Below are 20173 nucleotides of genomic sequence, written 5' to 3' on the forward strand. Positions count from 1 at the left end.
CCTTTGTGACGTGAGGTTTCGGCGCGGACGCGCCCCTCGCCGCGCCTCCTTACTCTCGGAGGCATGCAGACGATCATCCTCCTCGCTCTCGTCGGACTCGGAGCGCAGCTCGTCGACGGTGCGCTGGGAATGGCCTACGGCGTCACCTCGACGAGTCTGCTGCTCGCGGTCGGGCTCGCGCCCGCCGCCGCCAGCGCGTCCGTGCACCTCGCCGAGGTCGGCACCACCCTGGTGTCGGGCCTGTCGCACTGGCGCTTCGGCAACGTCGACTGGCGGGCCGTGCTCAAGATCGGCATCCCGGGCGCGATCGGCGCGTTCGCCGGCGCGACCTTCCTGTCGGGGCTCGCGACCGACGTGGCGAAGCCCTACACCAGCGCGATCCTGCTCGGCCTCGGCATCTACGTGCTCGTGCGCTTCACGCTCAAGGGGCTCCCGGCGCGCCGCGCCGCGGGGCGCCTCTCGCTGAGGTTCCTGGCGCCCCTCGGCCTCGTCGGCGGTTTCCTCGACGCCTCGGGTGGCGGCGGTTGGGGCCCGGTCGGGACACCCGCGCTGCTCGCCAGCGGTCGCCTGGAGCCGCGCAAGGTGATCGGCACGATCGACGCCAGCGAGTTCCTCGTCGCGGTGGCGGCATCCGTCGGCTTCTTCGTCGGCCTCAGCGGCGCCGGGATCGACACGACGTGGGTGCTCGCGCTGCTCGCCGGTGGGGTGGTCGCCGCGCCCCTTGCCGCGTGGCTCGTGCGGCTGATCCCGGCCAGGATCCTCGGCTCGCTCGTCGGCGGGCTGATCGTCTTCACGAACGTCCGGACGATCCTGACCTCCGCCGAGGCCTCCGACAGCGTTGTGAGCGGTTCGCTCGTCGCGATCTCGGTGCTCTGGGCGGCAGCGGTCGGCTGGTCGCTCAGGGAGCACCGCAGGACGGTCGCGGCCGCGAAGGCCGCGGCACCCGCGGACGAGCCACGGGAGCCCGCCCTGGTCGGCGAGTGACCCCCGGCACCTGATCGCCGACAAGGCCCCGTGATCCGGAGATCACGGGGCCTTGTCGGTGTGGTGAGTCAGTGCGCCTGCGGGGGCAGGGCGGCGATGACGGGGTGGTCCTTGGGGATCACGCCGACCTTGGCGGCGCCGCCCGGGGAGCCGATCTCGTCGAAGAACTCGACGTTCGCCTTGTAGTAGTCCTGCCACTCGTCGGGGAGGTCGTCCTCGTAGTAGATCGCCTCGACCGGGCACACCGGCTCGCACGCGCCGCAGTCGACGCACTCGTCCGGGTGGATGTAGAGGCTGCGCTCACCCTCGTAGATGCAGTCGACCGGACACTCGTCGATGCACGCGCGATCCTTGACATCCACACACGGCAACGCGATGACGTAGGTCATGCGCGTGCGAGCGTGCCGGAGCGGGAGATCGCCACCTGCTCGTCGCGGGGGACGAGCTTCACGCGCTCGCGCGCGTGACGGTGGGTCGCGCCGGCGTGGCGCTCGTGGGCATCCAGCGCGAGCCAGCCCTCCCACGTCGTGTAGGCGACGTCGCGCTGCTCGAGCAGTTCGATCACGCCCGCCTCCGTCGGTGCGGCGAGCAGCCCGGCCTGCGCGTCGGCGACGAGGTGCCCGACCGTCTCCATCGCGTCCGACTTCGTGTGGCCGATCAGGCCCACGGGGCCGCGCTTGATCCAGCCGGTGGCGTACAGGCCCGGCGCATCCGTGACGCGTCCCGCGACGTTCGGGATGACGCCGCGCGTGTCGTCGAACGGCGCTCCCTCGACCCGGGTGCCGAAGTAGCCGACCGCGCGGTACACCGCCTGCAGCGGATACTCGACGAACTCGCCCGTGCCCACGACGCGCCCGTCCTCGGTGCGGGTGCGCTCGAAGCGCATCCCCTCGACCCGGTCGTCGCCGATCACGGCCGCCGGCGCGTGCCAGAAGTGGAGGTGAAGGCGCCGGGACGCCCCGGTCGGCTCCGTGCCCCGCCACGAGTTCAGCGTCCGGAGCATGATCTTCATTTGGTTCGTCGGGGCGGCCGAGGGGTCGACGTCGGCGAAGTCCGCCTCATCCAGGACGATGTCGACGCCCGAGAGCTCGCCGAGCTCGCGCAGCTCGATGGGCGTGAACTTGATGTCGCCCGGCCCGCGGCGGCCGAACACGTGCACGTCGGTGACGCGCGAGGCCTCGAGGCCCTCGAGCACGTTGTCGGGGACCTCGGTGGTGCGCAGGTCCTCGGGCAGCTTCGCGAGCACGCGCGCGACGTCGAGCGCCACGTTGCCGTTGCCGATGACGGCGACCTCCCGCGCATCGAGCGGCCACGTGCGCGGCACGTCGGGGTGACCGTCGAACCAGGCGACGAAGTCGGCGGCGCCGAAGGACCCTGGCAGACCGATGCCCGGGATGTCGAGCGCGGCGTCGCGGATCGCACCGGTGGCGAGGATGACGGCGTGGTACCGCTGCTGCAGCTCCTCGATCGACAGGTCGCGACCGACCTCGATGTTGCCGAGGAAGCGGATGCGCCCCGCGTCGAGCATCTCGTGCAGCGAGTCGACGATGCCCTTGATGCGCGGATGATCCGGGGCGACGCCGTAGCGGATGAGGCCGTACGGCGCGGGGAGCGACTCGAGGAGGTCGATCGCGACGGATCCGCCGGCCTCCTCGACGGCGTTCGCGAGCAGGTTGCCGGCGTAGATGCCCGCCGGGCCCGCGCCGACGATCGCCACGCGCAGGTCGAGGCGGGGGCTGCTGTCGAGGCTCATTGTGCTGTCTTTCGTTCGGAGACCTGGACGCGGCGCGTCGACGGCCTCGGCGGGTGCGAGGGGAAGGGAGGCAGGGGAGCGCCGCGCAGCGGCGCGATGCCGCCGCCGCGTGCGTTCAGCCGCGGACGGTGCCGGCCGCGATGGTGTGGCCGTCGCCCGGCCGGATGACGAGGAACGATCCGGAGTGCCGCGACACGGCGTACGGCTCGAGCGGCAGGGCCTCGGCGAGGCGGATGCGCGCGCGTCCGATCTCGTTCGCCTCGAGCGTGTCGGCGGGGACGTGCGCGAACGAATCGAGGTCGCGGCGATCGACGATCTCGTCGATCACCGCCTGGACCGTCTTCGTGCCGTGCTTGACGAGCACCCGGGCGCCGGCCACGAGCGGCCGCTCGTCAAGCAGGAAGACGTTCGCGTCGATCTCCTTCGCGAGCGTCGGCTCGGCGCCCTCGGCCACCAGGACGCTGCCGCGCGCCGCGTCGACGTCGTCGACGAGCCGCACCGCGACGGACTGGGGCGCGGCGGCCTCGACGACCGGCACGCCCGCGAGCTCGACGGCCGCGACGGTCGTGGAGATGCCCGCCGGAAGCACGCGCACGCGGTCGCCGACCCGCACCGACCCTGCCGCGATCCGTCCCGCGGCGGCGCGGTAGTCGCGCAGGCGCTCGGCCGCGCCGGGCTCTTCCGCCAGCAGCACGGGGGACAGCCCGCCCTGCGGGCGCAGCACGAGCTGCACCGGAAGGCGGAACGCCTCCTGCTCGCGGTCCTCGGCGTCGGCCGCGGGCAGCTGCTCAAGGAGCTCGAGCAGGGAGGGACCCTGATACCAGGGCGTGCGGGCGGAGCGCTCGACGATGTTGTCGCCCTCGAGCGCCGACACGGGCAGCACATGCACGTCGCCGAGCCCCAGCTCGGTCGTGACCTCGCGCACCTGCGTCTCCACCGGGCGGAAGGCGGCCTCGGCGTATTCGAGCAGGTCGATCTTGTTGACCGCGACGATCACGTGCGGCACACGCAGGAGCGCGGTGACGGCGAGGTGGCGGCGCGTCTGCTCGAGCACTCCCTTGCGACCGTCGATGAGCACAACGACCGCGTCGGCCGTGGTCGCCCCGGTGACCATGTTGCGCGTGTACTGCACGTGACCGGGGCAGTCGGCGAGGATGAACGAGCGCTCGGCCGTCGCGAAGTAGCGGTAGGCGACATCGATCGTGATCCCCTGCTCGCGCTCGGCGCGCAGGCCGTCGGTCAGCAGGGCGAAGTCGATGCCCTCCGCCCCGGCGAAGCCGCGCTCACGGGACGTGCGGGTGACCTGCTCGAGCTGGTCGGCGAGGATCGCCTTCGAGTCGTGGAGCAGGCGGCCGACGAGGGTCGACTTGCCGTCGTCGACCGATCCGGCCGTGGCGAAGCGGAACAGGGTCGAGGGAGCGAGCGTGGTCATCAGAAGTATCCGTCCTTCTTGCGGTCTTCCATCGCCGCTTCGCTGATGCGGTCGTCGGCGCGGGTGGCGCCCCGTTCGGTCAGGGTCGACACCGCGACCTCCGCGACGATGTCGGAGACGTGCGCCGAGGCAGACTCGACGGCCCCGGTGCAGCTCATGTCGCCCACGGTGCGGTAGCGGACGGTGCGCGTCTCGACCGTCTCCTCGGGCCGCGGCGCGGAATGCGGTCCCACCGCCATCCACATTCCGTCGCGCCGGTAGACCTCGCGCCGGTGCGCGAAGTAGAGCGGGGGGAGCGCGATCCGCTCGCGCTCGATGTAGCGCCAGATGTCGAGCTCGGTCCAGTTCGAGATCGGGAACACGCGCACATGCTGCCCGGCGGTGTGCCGGCCGTTGTAGAGGCTCCAGAGCTCGGGGCGCTGGTTACGCGGATCCCACTGGCCGAATTCGTCGCGGAGCGAGAAGATCCGCTCCTTCGCGCGGGCCTTGTCCTCGTCGCGGCGCGCGCCGCCGAAGACGGCATCGTGCCGGCCGGCCGCGATCGCATCGAGCAGGGGCTGGGTCTGCAGCGGGTTGCGGGTGCCGTCTGCCCGCTCGTGCAGGCGACCGTCGTCGATGTAGTCCTGCACACGCGCGACCTCGAGCGTGAGTCCGAGCCGCTCGACCGTCTCGTCGCGGAACCGGATGACCTCGGGGAAGTTGTGCCCGGTGTCCACATGCAGCACGGGGAAGGGCACGCGGCCCGGGAGGAAGGCCTTCGCGGCGAGGTGCAGCACAACGACGGAGTCCTTGCCGCCGGAGAACAGCAGCACCGGCCGGTCGAACTCGGCGACGACCTCCCGGATGACGTGGATCGCCTCGGCCTCGAGCAGATCGAGGGTCGACAGGCGCTGGGCGGGCCGCGTGGGCGCGGTCAGGATGTCGCTCATGTGTGGAGTCCGCATTCGGTCTTGTCGAGTCCGGCCCAGCGGCCGGAGCGGGGATCGTCGCCGGGGGCGACGGGGCGGGTGCAGGGCTTGCAGCCGATCGACGGGTATCCGAAGTCCAGCAGCAGGTTCATCGGCACCCGGTGGAGGGTCGCGTAGGTCATGAGGTCGTCGAAGCTCCATGCCGCGACGGGGTTGACCTTCACGAGGCCGTTCTTCGCGTCCCACGACACGAGCGGTGTGTTCGTGCGTGTGGGGGCCTCCTCGCGGCGCACGCCCGTGAACCACACCTCGTACCCCTGCAGCGCGTCGTGGAGGGGCGCCACCTTCCGCAGCGCGCAGCACCGCGCCGCGTCACGGGCGAACAGGTCGGCGCCGTGGGCGGCATCCTGCTCGGCGACCGTCTGCTCGGGGAGGACGTCGACGATCCGGACATCCAGCGCACGGGCGACCTCGTCGCGCGTGGCGATCGTCTCCGTGAAGTGGTAGCCGGTGTCGAGGAAGAGGACGTCGACCCCGGGCAGCTGCTGGGCCACGAGGTGCGGAAGGGCGGCATCCGCCATCGAGCACGCGACGGCGACGGCACCGACCCCGAAGTGGCGGGCGACCCACGCGACGACCTCGGCCGGAGTCGCCTCCTCGTCGGTGAGACTGCCGAGCTCCGCGTTCCCCTGCAGCGCCAGGGCCTCGAGCTCCTCGGCGGAGCGGCGCGTCGCGACGCGCGGCGCGAGCGAGACGGTCATCGCAGCTCCGCCTCGTCGACGCGGTGCGCCCACTGCGCGAACGTCTCGTCGCCGGCCCGCCCCGCGACGTAGCGCGTCGCGAGCAGCTCGACATAGTCGGCGATGCCGTCCGCGGTGACCTTGAGGCCGCGCACGGTGCGACCGAGGCCGGCCTCCGCGCGCTCGCTCGAGGCGAGGCCGCCGCCGAGGTGCACCTGGAAGCCGGGGACCTGGTTCCCCTCGTCATCGGTGATGATCTGGCCCTTGAGCCCGATGTCCGCTGTCTGGATGCGGGCGCACGAGTTCGGGCAGCCGTTCACGTGGACGCTCAGCGGCGCGCTCAGGTCGAGGCCGTCGAGCCGCTCCTCGAGCTCCAGGATCGCCGCGCGGGCGGTGTCCTTCGTGTTGACGATCGCGAGCTTGCAGTACTCGATGCCCGTGCACGCGATCGTGCCCCGCCGGATGAGGCTCGGCCGGGCGCTCAGCTCGAGCGCGTCGAGCCCGGCGATGAGCGACTCGACCCGGTCCTCGGGCACGTCGAGCACGACGAACTTCTGATGCGGCGTGGTCCGCACGCGCGTCGACCCGTGCGCCTCGACGAGGTCGGCGAGAGCGGTCAGGCGCGCGCCGGAGACGCGGCCGACGATCGGGGTCGCGCCGATGTAGAAGCGGCCGTCCTTCTGCCGGTGCACACCCACGTGATCGCCGGGGGTGGCCGGCGTCGGGGCGGCGGGCCCGTCGGCGAGACGGTAGCCGAGGTACTCGGTCTCGAGCACCTCGCGGAATCTCTCGACTCCCCAGTCGGCGAGCAGGAACTTCAGGCGCGCCTTGTTGCGGAGGCGGCGGTAGCCGTAGTCGCGGAAGATGCTGGCGACGCCGTGCCACACGGCGGCGACCTGGTCGGGGGCGGCCCAGGCCCCGAGGCGCTCACCGAGGCGCGGCACGGTCGAGAGCGCGCCTCCCACCCACACGTCGTACCCGACGCCGTGCTCGGGGTGGTCGACGGCGACGAAGGCGACGTCGTTGATCTCGTGCACGACATCCTGGCTCGGATGCCCGGTGATCGCCGACTTGAACTTGCGAGGAAGGTTCGCGAGCGAGGGGTCCCCGATGAAGCGGCTCGTGATTTCGTCGATCTGGGGGGTGGGGTCTATGAGCTCGTCGGCGGCGATGCCGGCGACGGGCGAGCCGAGGACGACGCGCGGGACATCGCCGCACGCCTCCGTCGTCGACAGACCCACGCCCTCGAGCCGCCGCCAGATCTCGGGCACGTCCTCGACGCGCACCCAGTGAAGCTGGATGTTCTGACGGTCGGTGAGGTCGGCGGTGTCGCGGGCGAACTCGGTGGAGATCCCGCCGATGACGCGCAGCTGCTCGGTCGTGAGCTGCCCGCCGTCGATGCGGACGCGCAGCATGAAGTACTCGTCCTCCAGCTCGTGCGGCTCGAGCGTGGCGGTGCGGCCGCCGTCGATGCCGGGCTTGCGCTGGGTGTAGAGGCCCCACCAGCGGAAGCGCCCGTGGAGGTCCGTCGGGTCGATCGAGGCGAAGCCGCCCTGCGCGTAGTCGTTCTCGATGCGTGCGCGGACGTTCAGGCCGTCGTCGACCTGCTTCCACTCCTCGTTCGCGTTCAGCGGCGCCGTGCCATCGACCAGCCACTGTCCGTTCGGCTTGCCGGACGGACGGACGCGTGCGCCGCGCACCGGGGCGGCGGGAGCAGCGATCTCCGTGGGTGTCATGCGGGGTCTCCTCTGACTCGTCGTCTCCAGGAGACTAAGGAGCACCGTGCGGATGGCGACACGAAGAGACGTGGTGTTACGAATCCCCACCGCGCAGGTAGGAAAACCTCGACCGCGCCGGTTATCGGCCCCCGATCAGGGGATCAGATGAAGAACTCCGGCGCGTCCGTGCGCCGCTCGGGGTGGGGACTGATCCATGCGGTGGGCGAGCGCACGAGCGCGGCCACATTGTCGGGCAGCCGCGAGGCGGCGAGATCGGCGAGGGTTGTGCCCTCGAGCACCTCGCGCACGCTCGCGCGCAGCGCGACCCACAGCTCGAGCAGCACGCCCTCCTCGCGCATCTCGCTCGGGCGCTGATCGCGCACGAACACGAGCGGGCCGTCGACGGCCCGGATGACGTCGGCGACCGTGATGCGCTCGGCGGGCCGCGCGAGTTCGTAGCCGCCGCCGGCGCCGCGGCGGCTTGTCACCACTCCCGCGCGGGTCAGGCCGGTCAGGATGCCCTCGAGGAACTTCCCCGGGATCTCCTCGGCGTTCGCGATCTCGGCGCTGGTCAGCACTCCCGCCGCACCGGCGAGCAGCACCGAGGCGCGCACAGCGTATTCGGCACGGGCGGAGATGCGCATACGCCGATCCTGTCACGACGCACGAAGGACCGGATCTCGCGGGATCCGGTCCTTCGTATGGTGTCGCCCGGCCGTCGTCAGCGGTTGGCGGCTCCCCGCAGAGGCGGGGTGTGGAACGTGCGGCCCGTCGCGCGCTCCGAGGCTCCGGAGCGGTCGAGGTAGGCCGAGGCGCCGCCGTTGATGAACGGCCAGCCGCCGCCGAGGATGAGGCAGAGGTCGATGTCCTCGACCTCCGGCACAACGCCCTCGTCCAGCATGAGCCGGATCTCGCTGGCGAGGCCGTCCTCGACCCGACGCAGGATCTCGTCCTCCGTCGCGGGGCTCTTGCCCGTCTCGAGCACCTTCTGAGCCTGCTTCGTCCAGCCAGTGACCTTGCCGTTCTTGTCCTTCTCGACGACGTCGCCGACCTCGGCGAGGCGGTGCAGGTTGTCCGACGCGAAGAAGCGGTCGGGGAAGTGGCGCACCATCGTGTCCTGGACGTGGGCGGCGACCTTCCAGCCGACGAGGTCGATCAGCTGGAACGGCGTCATCGGCAGGCCGAGGGGAGCGAACGCCTTCTCGACCGTGAGCAGCGGGGTGCCCTCGTCGACGGCGCGCGCCGCCTCGCCCATGACCTTCGCCAGCAGGCGGTTGACCACAAATCCGGGCGCGTCGGCCGTGAGCACGGCGTTCTTGCGCAGGTTCTTGGCGACCACGAAGGCGGTCGAGAGCGCCTCGTCGCTCGACTGCGGGGTCTTCACGATCTCGATCAGCGGCATGACCGCGACGGGGTTGAAGAAGTGGAAGCCGACGAGCCGCTCGGGGTGCTCGAGGACGGATCCGATCTCCTCGACCGACAGCGACGACGTGTTGGTCGCGAGGATGGCGTCGGGGGCGATGACCTGCTCGATCTCGCGGAACACCTGTTGCTTGACGCCGGTCTCCTCGAACACCGCCTCGATCACGAAGTCGCAGTCGGCGTACTCGCTCTTGTCGACGGTGCCGTGCACCAGCGCGCGGAGGCGGTTGCCGGTGTCGGAGTCGATGCGCCCCTTCGCCTCGAGCGCGGCGATCTCGTCGCGGATGTAGGCGAGGCCCTTGTCGACGCGCGCCTGGTCGATGTCGGTGATGAGCACCGGCACCTGCAGACGACGCACGAACAGCAGCGCGAACTGGCTGGCCATGAGGCCCGCGCCGATGACGCCGACCTTCGTGACCTTCTTCGCGAGCTCCTTGTCGGGCGCGCCCACCGGGCGCTTCGCCCGCTTCTGCACGAGATCGAACGCGTACATCGAGGCGATGAACTGGTCGCCCGAGATGAGCTCGGCGAGCACCTCGTCCTCGCGTGCGAAGCCCTCCTCGACGGATCCCGACTTCGCCTTGTCGATGAGGTCGAGGGCGAGGTAGGGCGAACGGGGGACGGCGCCGATCCGGCTCTCGAGCATTCCCCGCGCCATCTTGACGGCGATCGGCCACTTGGTGAGGCGCTCGATCCTGCCCGGCGCGTTCTTGCGCTCGACCTTGATCGTGCCGGCGAGCACGCCGTCGGCCCAGCGCAGCGAGTCCTCGAGGAAGCTCGTCGGGCTGAAGATCGCGTCGAACATCCCCAGGTCGAATGCCTGCTGCGGCTTGAGTGTGCGGTTCTGCTTGAGTGGGTTCGAGATGATCACCTCGAGCGCGTTCTCGATGCCGATCAGGTTCGGCAGCAGGGTGACGCCGCCCCACCCGGGGACGAGGCCGAGGAACACCTCGGGCAGCGCGATCGCGGCGGCCGAGGAGTCGACGGTGCGATAGGTCGAGTTCAGCGCGATCTCGACGGCGCCGCCGAGCGCGAGCCCGTTGACGAACGAGAACGAGGGAACGCCGAGCGCCGACAGCTTGCCGAGCACGTGGTGGCCGAGCTGGGCGATGAGGCGTGCGATGTCCTTCGAGGGAAGGTCGCCCACGCTGGAGAGATCGGCACCGGCGGCGAAGATGTACGGCTTGCCCGTCACGGCGACCGCGTCGATCTCGCCGGCGGCGGCGCGCTTCTTCAGCTCGTCGAGCGTCGCTCCGAGCTCGGTGAGCGTCGCGGGCCCCAGGGTGTTGGGGCGGGTGTGGTCCTTGCCGTTGTGCAGCGTGATCAGCGCGATGGTGCGGCCGCTGGGCAGTCGCACGTCGCTGACCAGCGAACGCGTCACGACCTCGTCGCCGGAGAGCGCGAGGAGGGGGGAGAAGTCGATGGTGGTGTAGTCGGTCACGGCTGCGCTCACTTCTGCTTCTTCTTCTTGCCGGTGTAGTGCGGGTTCTCCCAGATCACGGTGCCGCCCTGGCCGAGGCCAACGCACATCGCGGTCATGCCGTAGCGCACCTCGGGGTGCTCGGCGAACTGCGCCGCGAGCTGGATCATCAGGCGCACGCCCGAGGCCGCCAGCGGGTGGCCGAGCGCGATGGCCCCGCCCCACATGTTCACGCGGGGGTCGTCGTCGGCGATGCCGAAGTGGTCGAGGAGCGAGAGCACCTGGATGGCGAACGCCTCGTTGAGCTCGAACAGGCCGATGTCGTCGATCGTGAGCCCCGCCTTGGCGAGGGCCTTCTCGGTGGAGGGGATCGGTCCGATGCCCATGATCTCGGGCTCGACGCCCGCGTAGGCGAACGAGACGAGCTTCATCTTCGGGGCCAGGCCGAACTCCTTGACCGCCGCGCCGCTCGCGAGCAGGCTCACGGTCGCGCCGTCGGTGAGGGGCGATGCGGTGCCGGCCGTGACGCGGCCGTGCGGACGGAAGGGCGTCTTCAGCCCGGCGAGGCCCTCCATGTTGGTCTCGGGACGGCGGCCCTCGTCCTCGGTGGCGAGCCCCCACGTGCCGTCGGCGCCCGAGATGGCGACGGGCACGAGGTCGGGCTGGAGCTTGCCGGCCTCGTACGCGGCCTGCGCCTTGTGCTGGCTCAGCATGCCGTAGCGGTCGGCACGCTCCTTGGTGAGGTGCGGGAAGCGGTCGTGGATGCGCTCGGCCGTGACGCCCATGTTGAGCGCGCCGGGGTCGACGAGCTTCTCGGCCACGAAGCGGGGGTTCGGGTCGGAGTTCGAGCCGATCGGGTGCTTGCCCATGTGCTCGACGCCGCCCGCGATGGCGAAGTCGTACATCCCGACGCCGATGGACGCGGCCATCGTGGTGACGCTCGTCATGGCGCCGGCGCACATACGCTCGACCGCGAGGCCCGGCACGGTCATCGGCAGCCCCGCGAGGATGCCGACGGTGCGGCCAAGGGTGAGGCCCTGGTCTCCCGTCTGCGAGGTCGCGGCGATGGCGACGTCGTCGATGCGATCCTTCGGGATCTCGGTGTTGCGCTCGAGGAGACCCTTCATCGCCTTGACGGCGAGGTCATCCGCTCGCGTGTTCCAGTACATGCCCTTTTCGCCGGCGCGCCCGAAGGGGGTGCGCACTCCGTCGACGAAATAGACATCAGCCAGCTCGGCCACTCTGCCTCCAGTCGGATCGGGCCCGCCAGTCTCGCTGACGGCCCTGTCTGATCGGGTCAGCCGGGCACGCCGGCGGACCAGTATCGGTTCCCGCTCAGCCTACGGAGGGGGCCTTCGCGCGCACGAAGCGGTTGGCCCGGATCCACTAAGCCGGTTCGGCGGGCTCGTCGTCCGGTTGCACGGCCCGCACAAACGCGGAGGCGATGATCTGTGCGGTCTGTTCAATCTGCCACTCGCGCGCGCCGAGGCGACGGAGCGCATCCGCGATGCCGTCGGCGTCCGCCGGGACGGGCGGCTCCCACGCGACGCGGCGAAGCGTGTCGGGCGTGAGCAGGTTCTCCGTCGGCATCGAGAGCTGCTCCGCGCGCTCCTCGACCGCGGGGCGCGCCTGCTTCAGGCGGGCGTCGGCCTCGGGGTTGCGGTCGACCCACGCGCGAGGCGGCGGCAGCGTGTCGCTGGGCACCCGCTCGGCCGGCAGGTCGGCGCTCTCGCGCCCGAGGACGATGGCGTTCCACCAGCGGTCGAGCTGCGAGCGGCTCGCGCGTCCGTTGAAGGCCTTGAGCGCCGCGAGCTCGGCCTTGGTGGCCGGTGATGCGATGACGGCGGCGACGAGCGCGCGGTCCGGCACGAGGCGGCCGGGGGAGATGTCCTGCTGCATCGCGTACTCCTCGCGCGCGAGCCATAGCTGGCGGGCGACCGCGAGGTTCCGGCGGCCGCGCACGGTGTGCAGACCGCTCAGCCGGCGCCACGGCTCGGCCCGCGGGGGCTTCGCCTCGCGCACCCGGGTCGCCTCGAACTCCTGCGCCGCGTACTCGGTCTTCCCGGCCTCCTCGAGGGCATCCACGAGCGCGTCGCGCACGTCGATGAGGTGCGTGACGTCCAGGGCGGCGTACTCGAGCCACGCCTGCGGGAGCGGCCGCGTCGACCAGTCGGCGGCCGAGTGCTCCTTCTTCAGCGTGATGCCGAGCGTCGCCTCCACGACGGCGGCCAGGCCGACGCGCTCCCAGCCGAGCAGGCGCGCCGCGAGCTCCGTGTCGAAGATGCGCGGCGGCAGCAGATCGAGCTCGCGCAGAGAGGGGAGGTCCTGGCTCGCGGCGTGAAGCACCCACTCCTCGTCGCCGATCGCGTCCTGCAGCGGCGACAGGTCATGGAGCGCCGGCGGGTCGAAGAGGAAGACGCCGGCGTCGCGGCGGAACACCTGCACGAGGTAGGCGCGCTGCGAGTAGCGGAAGCCGGATGCACGCTCGACGTCGACCGCGACCGGCCCCGTCCCGGCGGCGAGGGCCGCGCACGCCGCGGCGAGCTCCTCACTCGTGTCGATCACGTCGTACTGAGGGGCCTCAGCCATTCAGGTTCCTCCGCTCCCCGAGGACGGCGATGCCCTCGGACCCCGGCGGGAGACCCGCCAGCATGCATACGAGCTCGGCCCAGGCCTCGAGGTGCGCGCCGAACGCGCCGTCGGGCGACCACGAGGCCCGCAGCTCGATCTGGGCGCCGTCCCCCTCGTCGGAGAGGGAGCCGAAGCCCTTGGACAGGATCTTGGTGGCAGTGCCCGACGCGGAGTGGTACTGCGCACCCCGGGACTCGAGCGCATCGACAAGCCACGACCACGTGACGTCGGCGAGCAGGGGATCGGTGCCGATCTCCGGCTCGAGAGGCGCCTGCGCGAAGGCGACGATGCGCCAGGCCCCGCCCCAGGCGTCCGGTTCCGAGGGGTCGTGCAGCAGGATGAACCTGCCGGTGCCGTAGGGCGATTCGCCCTCCTCGGTGGGGCGGACGTCGCCGGCCAGAGCGAGGCTGAACGGCGCGACGCCCTGCGGCGACGGGATCTCCCGCACGACGAAATCGGCGCGGAACGATGCGGCGCGCAGCTGCTCCTCCGCGGCGGCGAACGCGTCGCCGGGGCCTCGTCCTGCAGTCACGCTGTCAGATTAGAGTGGAGGGGTCATGAAGGAGTCCAGGCGCGCCGCTTCCCCCTCCGCATCCGCGCTGGTGACAATGGCGGCTCTCGTGCTCGGGGCGGCGAGTCTCGGCTCCGCGGCGGCGACGCGCATCGCCTCCGTCGCGCGCCGGGTCGTCACGCCCGCGGTGCGGACGGCGGATCTGCGCATCCTGCGCATCGACCGCGCGGCGCAGACGATCACGCTTGAGCGCAACGACGACACCGTGCTGCCGGGGCGCTACGGGCTGTTCACGAACGGTGCGGGGTATCTGAAGCTCGGCGCCGTCCTCGCGTTCGACGAGGAGTCGGCGACACGCAAACTGCTGAGCCACGTGGATGCCGCGACCCGCGTGGGCGAGTACGCGTCGTTCAGCGGCTGGTACTTCGACAGCCCGGAGCAGCTGCATCTCCCGGTGAGCCGCCCGCTGATTCCGCTCCCGGTCGGCGACGCGCCCGCGTGGCTGTTCGACGCGGGCCGCGGCGACGACTGGGTGATCGGCGTGCACGGCCGGGGCGGCACGCGCGCCGAGATCCTGCGCGCGGTGCCCACGCTTCACCAGGCGGGCCTGACCACCCTCGTGATGTCGTACCGGGATGACGGCGAGGCGCCGCCGAGTCCCGCCGGGCTCTACGGTCTCGGCTCCACCGAGTGGCAGGACGTCGACGCCGCGATCGAGTTCGCGCGGGAGCGCGGCGCCCGGCGCGTCATCCTGATGGGCTGGTCGATGGGCGGCGCGATCGCGCTCCAGAGCGCCCTGCGCTCGGCCCACCGCGATCTCATCGCCGGGCTCATCCTGGATTCCCCGGTCATCGACTGGCAGATCGTCCTTGACGATCAGGCCGCGCAGCTGCGGATCCCGCGGGCGATCGTCCGCACCGCGATGGCGATGCTCGCCTCGCGTGCCGTGTCGCGGGCGGCCGGGCTCGGTCAGGGCATCCCGTTCGACGAGCTCGACATGGTGGCGCGCGCGGAGGAGCTGGCGGTGCCGATCCTGCTGCTTCACAGCGACGATGACGGCTTCGTGCCGTCCGATGCCTCCCACGCCCTGGCGGCGGCCCGGCCCGACCTCGTCACGATGGAGACGTTCACGGTCGCGCGCCACACGAAGCTCTGGAACTACGACGAGCACCGCTGGACCGCCGCGATCCGCGACTGGCTCGAGGCGCAGGGCCTCGGCCGCTGAGGCTCAGCGCGCGTCGAGGCGGGCCTGCACCTGACGCTTGGCGCGCATCAGCATGCCGGTCATGCCGGCGATCCGCAGCGGCGACACGGCGCGCGTGAGCCCCAGGGACTGCGGGTAGTCGGCCGGGATCGCCAGCACCTCGCCCGCCGAGAGCCCGGTGATGCCCTGCGTCAGGATGCTCGCGAAGCCGCGCGTGGTCGGCGCCTCCGCGGGTGCCGTCGCATGCATCGTCACCGCGTCGTCGTCCGCGACCTCGACGACGATGAAGACGGGCGACTGGCACTCGGCGACGCGTTCGGTGCGCTCGGGGTGATCCGCGTACTCCGCCGGCATCTCGGGCAGCTCGCGCGAGAACTCCAGCAGCAGCTGAAGGCGCTCGGGTTCGTCGAGCTCGAGGAACTCGTCGCGGATCTCCGCGAGCGCGGCGGGAAGGACGTCGGAGGTCATGTCCTCAATCCTCCCACCGCGCGGCGGCACCGTCCCCGGGGCGGTCAGCGGGTCGGCGCCGCACCCGGCTCGGCGCCGGTCGCGATCGGGACGCGGACCGCGGATCCCCACTCGGTCCACGAGCCGTCGTAGTTGCGCACGTTCGGATAGCCGAGCAGGTGCTTGAGCACGAACCAGGTGTGGCTCGACCGCTCGCCGATCCGGCAGTAGGCGACGATCTCGTCGGCGTCGCCGAGCCCCGCCTGGTCGCGGTAGATCGCCTCGAGCTCGGCCCGCGGCTTGAATCCGCCGTCCTCGCCGACGGCCTTCGCCCACGGCACGTTCTGCGCGCTCGGGATGTGTCCCGCGCGCAGAGCTCCCTCCTCGGGGTAGGCCGGCGCGGACGTGCGCTCGCCCGTGTACTCCTCGGGCGATCGGACGTCGATGAGCGGCTTGCCGAGGTGGGCGAGCACATCCTCCTTGAAGGCGCGCAGCGTGGCGTCGTCGCGCTCGACGACGGGGTAGTCCGTGGCCGGCCGGACGGTCGGCTCCGTCGTGATCGGGCGGCCCTCCGCGATCCAGCGGTCGCGGCCGCCGTCGATCAGGCGCACGTCCTCGTGCCCGAACAGCGAGAACACCCAGAGCGCGTAGGCGGCCCACCAGTTGTTCTTGTCGCCGTAGATCACGATCGTGTCGTCGCGCGAGATCCCCTTGGCGCCGAGCAGTTTCGCGAAGCCCTCGCCGTCAAGGTAGTCGCGCACCACGGGGTCGTTGAGCTCGGTGTGCCAGTCGATCTTCACCGCGCCCGGGATGTGGCCCGTCTCGTAGAGCAGCACGTCCTCATCCGATTCGACGATCACGAGGCCGGGGGCGCCGAGATGCTCCTCGACCCACGCGGTGGAGACGAGCCGGCCGGGCTCGGCGTACTCGGCGAAGTCGGGCGACGGGTCGAATTCCACGCTCACGGGATCCTCCTGCGGTCTGGATGGGAGCCCGTGCTCGTGTGCACGGGCGGCGCAACTAGGCTGATTGCGTCCCGGTTCGAGCGTATGCGCCCCCGTGCGCGGCGGCGCCGGTGATCCGCTCCTCGCGTAACGATCGGAAACCTCACGTCCATGACTCCTGCCGCGCCCGGCATCGTCCACCTCACCGAGCGACAGCCGCAGCTCAGCGGCGAGGAGATGCTCGCGAGCCTGGTCCCGCCGCCGCAGTTCGACGACGCGACCTTCGAGTCGTACCGCGCCGATCCCGAGTTCCCCTCGCAGGAGGAGGCGAAGGAGCTGCTGACGACCTTCGCCGTCGGCGCGCCGCCGGCGAAGCGCGGCGGGTTCTTCTCGCGCCGGCCGAAGACGCCGGAGCTGAAGCCCGGCGTGTACCTCGACGGTGGCTTCGGCGTGGGCAAGACCCACCTGCTGGCGGCGATCTTCCACGCGATGCCCGCACGCCGGAAGTACTTCGGATCCTTCATCGAGTACACCGCGCTCGTCGGTGCGCTCGGCTACCGCCAGACCGTCGACCTGCTGCGTGGCTCGGCGCTGCTCTGCATCGACGAGTTCGAGCTCGACGACCCGGGCGACACCATGGTGATGACCCGCCTGCTCGGCGAGCTCGTCGCGAGCGGCACGCGGCTCGCCGCGACGAGCAACACACCGCCCAACGCGCTGGGGGAGGGGCGGTTCGCGGCGCAGGACTTCCTCCGCGAGATCCACGCGATGGCGGACAGCTTCCAGACCATCCGGATCGACGGCGTCGACTTCCGGCAGCGCTCGTTCGACGGCCACGCTCCCTCGCTGGATGCCACAGAGTACGAGGCGGCGCTCGCGGGGTTCGGCACCGCGAGCGACGACGGCTTCGACGCGCTGATCTCCCACCTCGCCCGCGTCCACCCGTCGCGCTACATCCGGCTGATCGACGGTGTCGACGCGATCGGCCTGCGCGACGTGCGGCAGCTCACCGACCAGTCGGAGGCGCTGCGTTTCGTCGCGTTCGTCGACCGCGTGTACGACGCCGAGTTGCCGATCCGCGCCACGGGGCTGCCGCTCGACCAGGTGTTCGGCGACGACATGCTCGCGGGCGGCTACCGGAAGAAGTACCTGCGCGCGATCTCGCGCCTTGTCGCCTCGGCATACGCCTGATCGGTGTGCCCTGTCGTTGAGCACGCTCCAGCGGAATGTTGGGGACTTCACCCGCTCCCCGAAACACACTGTTTACACACCGGGTGAGTGTGTAACGCGCCTGAAACTCGCATCGCACCTGCGAGGTAATGCGAACTGGCCACACTTGTGCCAACCCGGTCGAGCGCTCCATATCGACCCCACGAGCTCACCGGTGTCCTGTCACCCGAACAGTGAGGAATCACAGTGGATAGCGGAAATCTCGCCTGGTCGATCGCGGCGACGGCGCTCGTGCTCTTCATGACACCCGGCGTCGCCTTCTTCTACGGCGGTCTGGTCAAGGCCAAGTCTGTCGTCAGCATGATGATGATGAGCTTCGGCGCCCTCGGTCTCATCTCGGTGCTCTGGATCCTCTACGGATTCAACATGAGCGCCGTCTCCGGCGAATCGTTCTTCGAGTTCGCCGGCAACCCGTTCTCCGACTTCGGCCTGGGATCCGCCGACAGTGACACGCTCGTGAGCGCCACCTTCGGCGCGACCTTCGCGATCATCACCGTGGCGCTGATCTCGGGTGCCATCGCCGACCGCGCGAAGTTCGGCGCCTGGATGGTCTTCGCGGGCGTGTGGGCGACACTCGTGTACTTCCCGGTGGCGGCCTGGGTCTGGGGTGGCGGCTGGATCATGCAGCTCGGCGCCACGATGTTCCCTGACGCGGGCGTCAACGTGATCGACTACGCCGGCGGCACCGCCGTGCACATCAACGCGGGCGCCGCGGCGCTCGCCCTGTCGCTGGTGCTGGGCAAGCGCCTCGGCTTCCAGAAGGGCATCCACAAGCCGCACAACGTGCCGCTTGTGCTGCTCGGCGCGTCGATCCTGTGGTTCGGCTGGTTCGGCTTCAACGCTGGTGCCGAGGGCACCTTCTCGCTGCTCGGAACCGAGGATTCCTCGGTCGGTCTGATCATCGTGAACACCCTGGGCGCCACGGCTGCGGCGATCCTCGGCTGGCTCGTGGTCGAGAAGCTCAAGGACGGCAAGGCGACCTCGGTGGGCGCAGCCTCGGGTGCGGTTGCCGGTCTCGTCGCCATCACGCCCTCGTGCGCGAACCTGACCCCGGGATGGGCTCTGCTGCTTGGCGTGGTCGCCGGCGCGGTGTGCGCCCTCGCGATCGAGCTGAAGTGGAAGCTCGGCTACGACGACTCGCTCGATGTCGTGGGCATCCACCTGGTCGGCGGCATCATCGGCACGCTCTACCTCGGCTTCTTCGCCACCGGCACGGGCCTGTTCGTGGGTGGCGGCATCGAGCAGCTCGTGATTCAGTTCCTCGCGGCGCTGGCCGTGCTGGTCTACTCCTTCGCGGTGGCATGGGTGATCGGCTTCGCGGTCGAGAAGACGCTCGGATTCCGTGTCAAGAACGAGGACGAGATCGCCGGTGTCGACTCGATCGTCCACGGTGAGGAGGGCTACGCCCTCGCGGAGTGATCTTCACGCTGCACCAAGGGGCGTCGCGGCTCACGCCGCGGCGCCCCTTCGGCGTGCGTGGGGATCGCTAGGCTCGACGCATGGCACGACGGGGGATCCTGGGGACGATCGCGCGGCTCGCGCTCGGAGCGGTGGAGGCGGCGACGCGCCGGCCTGCGAGGGGGCGCGACGGCGGCGCGACGCCTTCGCGCGGGTCCGCCGAGCGCCGCGAGGCGCCGCGAGCGCCGCGCGAGACCCGGGTGCGCGGCGCCTCCCCGGCCGACGCTCCCCGCGGCGTCGAGACGATCGAGCTGCGCCCGCAGGACGTGCACGACCTGCGGATGACCTACGCGCCGGCCCGCGACGGCGATCCGGACAGTGGCGAGATCGTCTGGACCTGGGTGCCGTACGTCGAGAACGACGGCCGCGGCAAGGATCGCCCGGTGCTGATCATCGGTCGCCACACCGCGGAGCGTGTGTATGCGGTCAAGCTCACCAGCAAGTCGAAGGACGGCGACCGCGAGTACCTGCCGCTCGGGGCGGGGGCCTGGGATGGCGCGGGTCGGGAGTCGTGGGTCGACCTCGACCAGCTCTACAGCGTGCACGTCAACGGGATGCGCCGCGAGGCCGCACAGCTGGATCTCGACCTCTTCACCCGGGTCGCCGCGGCATTGCGCGGCCGCTACGGCTGGGAGGCGGGGCGGTAGCGCGCCACGCCCGCGTTCACCGCGGTTCGGCGGCCCGTCCGGCATCGGGTAGTATCGTTACTCGGTCCGCAGGGCCGAAAGAAGACGGGCGATTGGCGCAGTTGGTAGCGCGCTTCCTTCACACGGAAGAGGTCATCAGTTCGAGTCTGGTATCGCCCACCAGTGGAAGCCCCCGGTTCAACCGGGGGCTTTCGTTCGTCCCCGGGTCAGCCCTCGCGCGGCTCGCGGCTTATAGGTCAGAACGTGTGGATGGGGTCGGGCGTGTCAGTGCCTGCCGATCCAGCCTGTTCGGTGCCAGAGTCCCTCGTCGGCGCTGAGGCCGGTGTCGTAGAGGATCGGTTCGACGGGGTCGTCGGTGCGGGGTGTCGTCGTGGTGGCGGGCTGGTTGGCGTAGGCAAGGGCATGCTCGAGTGGGAGCGCTCGGAGCAGCAGGAACCATTCGACGGCTCGGCGGCGGTGCTCGATGGGCATGCCGCGGTGGAGGCGCAGCAGGTGACGGATCTGGGCGTTGATTCCGCCTTCGATCGCGCTGGTGGTGCGCGGGTTGCCGTAGTCGAGGAACGTGAATGCGTGGCCGCCGGCGGCGACGCGGGCGAGGATCTTCCAGGCGTCGCGGAGCCGCTTGTGGGTGAACCCGAACTGGCCGTTGTCGTAGAGGGAACGTTCCTTGGTGAGGTGCCCGTATGCCTGCCACCAGGTCTCCAGGTTCTGCCGCCAGGTGATC

General features: G+C 70.9%; 18 protein-coding genes, 1 tRNA gene and 1 pseudogene. 6 read left to right on the forward strand and 14 right to left on the reverse strand.

Annotation, left to right across the window (positions count from 1 at the left end; all coding sequences use genetic code 11):
• The first annotated feature begins 63 nt into the window (after positions 1-63).
• Positions 64-984: a sulfite exporter TauE/SafE family protein gene (locus tag IR155_RS06995; protein WP_135114126.1), complete on the forward strand. Its 921-nt coding sequence runs from the start codon at positions 64-66 to the stop codon at positions 982-984.
• A 68-nt stretch (positions 985-1052) separates the two neighbouring features.
• On the opposite strand, the gene fdxA is transcribed toward IR155_RS06995, so the two are convergent.
• From fdxA to IR155_RS07050, 11 genes are all read right to left on the reverse strand, one after another.
• Positions 1053-1373 carry a ferredoxin gene (gene fdxA / locus IR155_RS07000; RefSeq protein WP_135114127.1) on the reverse strand — a complete coding sequence of 107 codons (321 nt, stop codon included), beginning with the start codon at positions 1371-1373 and terminating at the stop codon, positions 1053-1055.
• Positions 1370-2737, reverse strand: coding sequence for an FAD-dependent oxidoreductase (locus IR155_RS07005; RefSeq protein ID WP_135114128.1), 1368 nt, complete (start codon positions 2735-2737; stop codon positions 1370-1372). The genes fdxA and IR155_RS07005 overlap by 4 nt, the downstream gene beginning before the upstream one ends.
• A gap of 115 nt (positions 2738-2852) precedes the next feature.
• On the reverse strand, positions 2853-4169 hold the full coding sequence (locus IR155_RS07010) for a sulfate adenylyltransferase subunit 1 (RefSeq protein ID WP_135114129.1): 1317 nt from the start codon (positions 4167-4169) through the stop codon (positions 2853-2855).
• The gene (gene cysD / locus IR155_RS07015) at positions 4169-5098 is read right to left on the reverse strand and encodes a sulfate adenylyltransferase subunit CysD (RefSeq protein WP_135114130.1); all 930 of its coding nucleotides are present in this window, start codon (positions 5096-5098) and stop codon (positions 4169-4171) included. Before cysD ends, IR155_RS07010 begins: the two co-directional genes overlap by 1 nt.
• Complete coding sequence (locus IR155_RS07020) at positions 5095-5838, reverse strand: phosphoadenylyl-sulfate reductase (protein ID WP_135114131.1); 744 nt, start codon at positions 5836-5838, stop codon at positions 5095-5097. Before IR155_RS07020 ends, cysD begins: the two co-directional genes overlap by 4 nt.
• Positions 5835-7553, reverse strand: coding sequence for a nitrite/sulfite reductase (locus IR155_RS07025; protein ID WP_135114132.1), 1719 nt, complete (start codon positions 7551-7553; stop codon positions 5835-5837). Before IR155_RS07025 ends, IR155_RS07020 begins: the two co-directional genes overlap by 4 nt.
• A gap of 143 nt (positions 7554-7696) precedes the next feature.
• Positions 7697-8179: an RrF2 family transcriptional regulator gene (locus IR155_RS07030; protein ID WP_135114133.1), complete on the reverse strand. Its 483-nt coding sequence runs from the start codon at positions 8177-8179 to the stop codon at positions 7697-7699.
• A gap of 77 nt (positions 8180-8256) precedes the next feature.
• Positions 8257-10398, reverse strand: coding sequence for a 3-hydroxyacyl-CoA dehydrogenase NAD-binding domain-containing protein (locus tag IR155_RS07035; protein ID WP_135114149.1), 2142 nt, complete (start codon positions 10396-10398; stop codon positions 8257-8259).
• An 8-nt stretch (positions 10399-10406) separates the two neighbouring features.
• A complete protein-coding gene (locus IR155_RS07040) occupies positions 10407-11618 on the reverse strand; it encodes a thiolase family protein (RefSeq protein ID WP_135114134.1) in 1212 nt (403 codons plus the stop codon).
• Positions 11619-11763: 145 nt separating this feature from the next.
• A complete protein-coding gene (locus IR155_RS07045; protein ID WP_135114135.1) occupies positions 11764-12966 on the reverse strand; it encodes an HRDC domain-containing protein in 1203 nt (400 codons plus the stop codon).
• A complete protein-coding gene (locus tag IR155_RS07050) occupies positions 12959-13540 on the reverse strand; it encodes a DUF3000 domain-containing protein (protein ID WP_135114136.1) in 582 nt (193 codons plus the stop codon). The genes IR155_RS07045 and IR155_RS07050 overlap by 8 nt, the downstream gene beginning before the upstream one ends.
• Positions 13541-13565: 25 nt before the next feature.
• On the opposite strand from IR155_RS07050, the gene IR155_RS07055 reads away from it, so the two are divergent.
• Positions 13566-14744, forward strand: a complete 1179-nt coding sequence (locus IR155_RS07055) for an alpha/beta hydrolase family protein (protein ID WP_135114137.1) — start codon at positions 13566-13568, stop codon at positions 14742-14744.
• Between the two features lie 3 nt (positions 14745-14747).
• On the opposite strand, the gene IR155_RS07060 is transcribed toward IR155_RS07055, so the two are convergent.
• Together IR155_RS07060 and IR155_RS07065 are read right to left on the reverse strand one after the other, a co-directional pair.
• Positions 14748-15191, reverse strand: a complete 444-nt coding sequence (locus IR155_RS07060; RefSeq protein ID WP_135114138.1) for a SufE family protein — start codon at positions 15189-15191, stop codon at positions 14748-14750.
• Positions 15192-15235: 44 nt separating this feature from the next.
• Entirely contained in the window at positions 15236-16135 is a 900-nt protein-coding gene (locus IR155_RS07065; RefSeq protein WP_135114139.1) for a sulfurtransferase, read from the reverse strand.
• A gap of 150 nt (positions 16136-16285) precedes the next feature.
• Between IR155_RS07065 and zapE the strand changes: the two genes are divergently transcribed.
• The 4 genes from zapE (at position 16286) to IR155_RS07085 (ending at position 19611) form a co-directional block, all read left to right on the forward strand.
• The gene (gene zapE, locus IR155_RS07070; protein ID WP_135114140.1) at positions 16286-17305 is read left to right on the forward strand and encodes a cell division protein ZapE; all 1020 of its coding nucleotides are present in this window, start codon (positions 16286-16288) and stop codon (positions 17303-17305) included.
• Between the two features lie 225 nt (positions 17306-17530).
• Complete coding sequence (locus IR155_RS07075) at positions 17531-18763, forward strand: ammonium transporter (protein ID WP_135114141.1); 1233 nt, start codon at positions 17531-17533, stop codon at positions 18761-18763.
• Between the two features lie 80 nt (positions 18764-18843).
• The gene (locus IR155_RS07080) at positions 18844-19449 is read left to right on the forward strand and encodes a type II toxin-antitoxin system PemK/MazF family toxin (protein WP_135114142.1); all 606 of its coding nucleotides are present in this window, start codon (positions 18844-18846) and stop codon (positions 19447-19449) included.
• A gap of 86 nt (positions 19450-19535) precedes the next feature.
• Positions 19536-19611: transfer RNA gene (locus IR155_RS07085), tRNA-Val, on the forward strand.
• 102 nt (positions 19612-19713) lie between these two features.
• Here the strand turns inward: IR155_RS07085 and IR155_RS07090 are convergent.
• Positions 19714-20173, reverse strand: a pseudogene (locus IR155_RS07090) (hypothetical protein); the annotation flags it as partial.

Origin of the sequence: Microbacterium paludicola (assembly GCF_015235415.1) — a bacterium.
GTDB classification, from domain to species: domain Bacteria; phylum Actinomycetota; class Actinomycetes; order Actinomycetales; family Microbacteriaceae; genus Microbacterium; species Microbacterium paludicola.

Bases quoted from the DNA above. Each gene is read 5' to 3' on its own strand.
- IR155_RS07025 (WP_135114132.1), bottom strand. From the start codon at position 7,553: ATGACACCCACGGAGATCGCTGCTCCCGCCGCCCCGGTGCGCGGCGCA.
- IR155_RS07020 (WP_135114131.1), bottom strand. From the start codon at position 5,838: ATGACCGTCTCGCTCGCGCCGCGCGTCGCGACGCGCCGCTCCGCCGAG.
- IR155_RS07080 (WP_135114142.1), top strand. From the start codon at position 18,844: ATGGCACGACGGGGGATCCTGGGGACGATCGCGCGGCTCGCGCTCGGA.
- cysD (WP_135114130.1), bottom strand. From the start codon at position 5,098: ATGAGCGACATCCTGACCGCGCCCACGCGGCCCGCCCAGCGCCTGTCG.
- IR155_RS07060 (WP_135114138.1), bottom strand. From the start codon at position 15,191: ATGACCTCCGACGTCCTTCCCGCCGCGCTCGCGGAGATCCGCGACGAG.
- IR155_RS07030 (WP_135114133.1), bottom strand. From the start codon at position 8,179: ATGCGCATCTCCGCCCGTGCCGAATACGCTGTGCGCGCCTCGGTGCTG.
- fdxA (WP_135114127.1), bottom strand. From the start codon at position 1,373: ATGACCTACGTCATCGCGTTGCCGTGTGTGGATGTCAAGGATCGCGCG.
- IR155_RS07045 (WP_135114135.1), bottom strand. From the start codon at position 12,966: ATGGCTGAGGCCCCTCAGTACGACGTGATCGACACGAGTGAGGAGCTC.
- IR155_RS07055 (WP_135114137.1), top strand. From the start codon at position 13,566: ATGAAGGAGTCCAGGCGCGCCGCTTCCCCCTCCGCATCCGCGCTGGTG.
- IR155_RS07005 (WP_135114128.1), bottom strand. From the start codon at position 2,737: ATGAGCCTCGACAGCAGCCCCCGCCTCGACCTGCGCGTGGCGATCGTC.
- IR155_RS06995 (WP_135114126.1), top strand. From the start codon at position 64: ATGCAGACGATCATCCTCCTCGCTCTCGTCGGACTCGGAGCGCAGCTC.
- IR155_RS07010 (WP_135114129.1), bottom strand. From the start codon at position 4,169: ATGACCACGCTCGCTCCCTCGACCCTGTTCCGCTTCGCCACGGCCGGA.
- zapE (WP_135114140.1), top strand. From the start codon at position 16,286: ATGACTCCTGCCGCGCCCGGCATCGTCCACCTCACCGAGCGACAGCCG.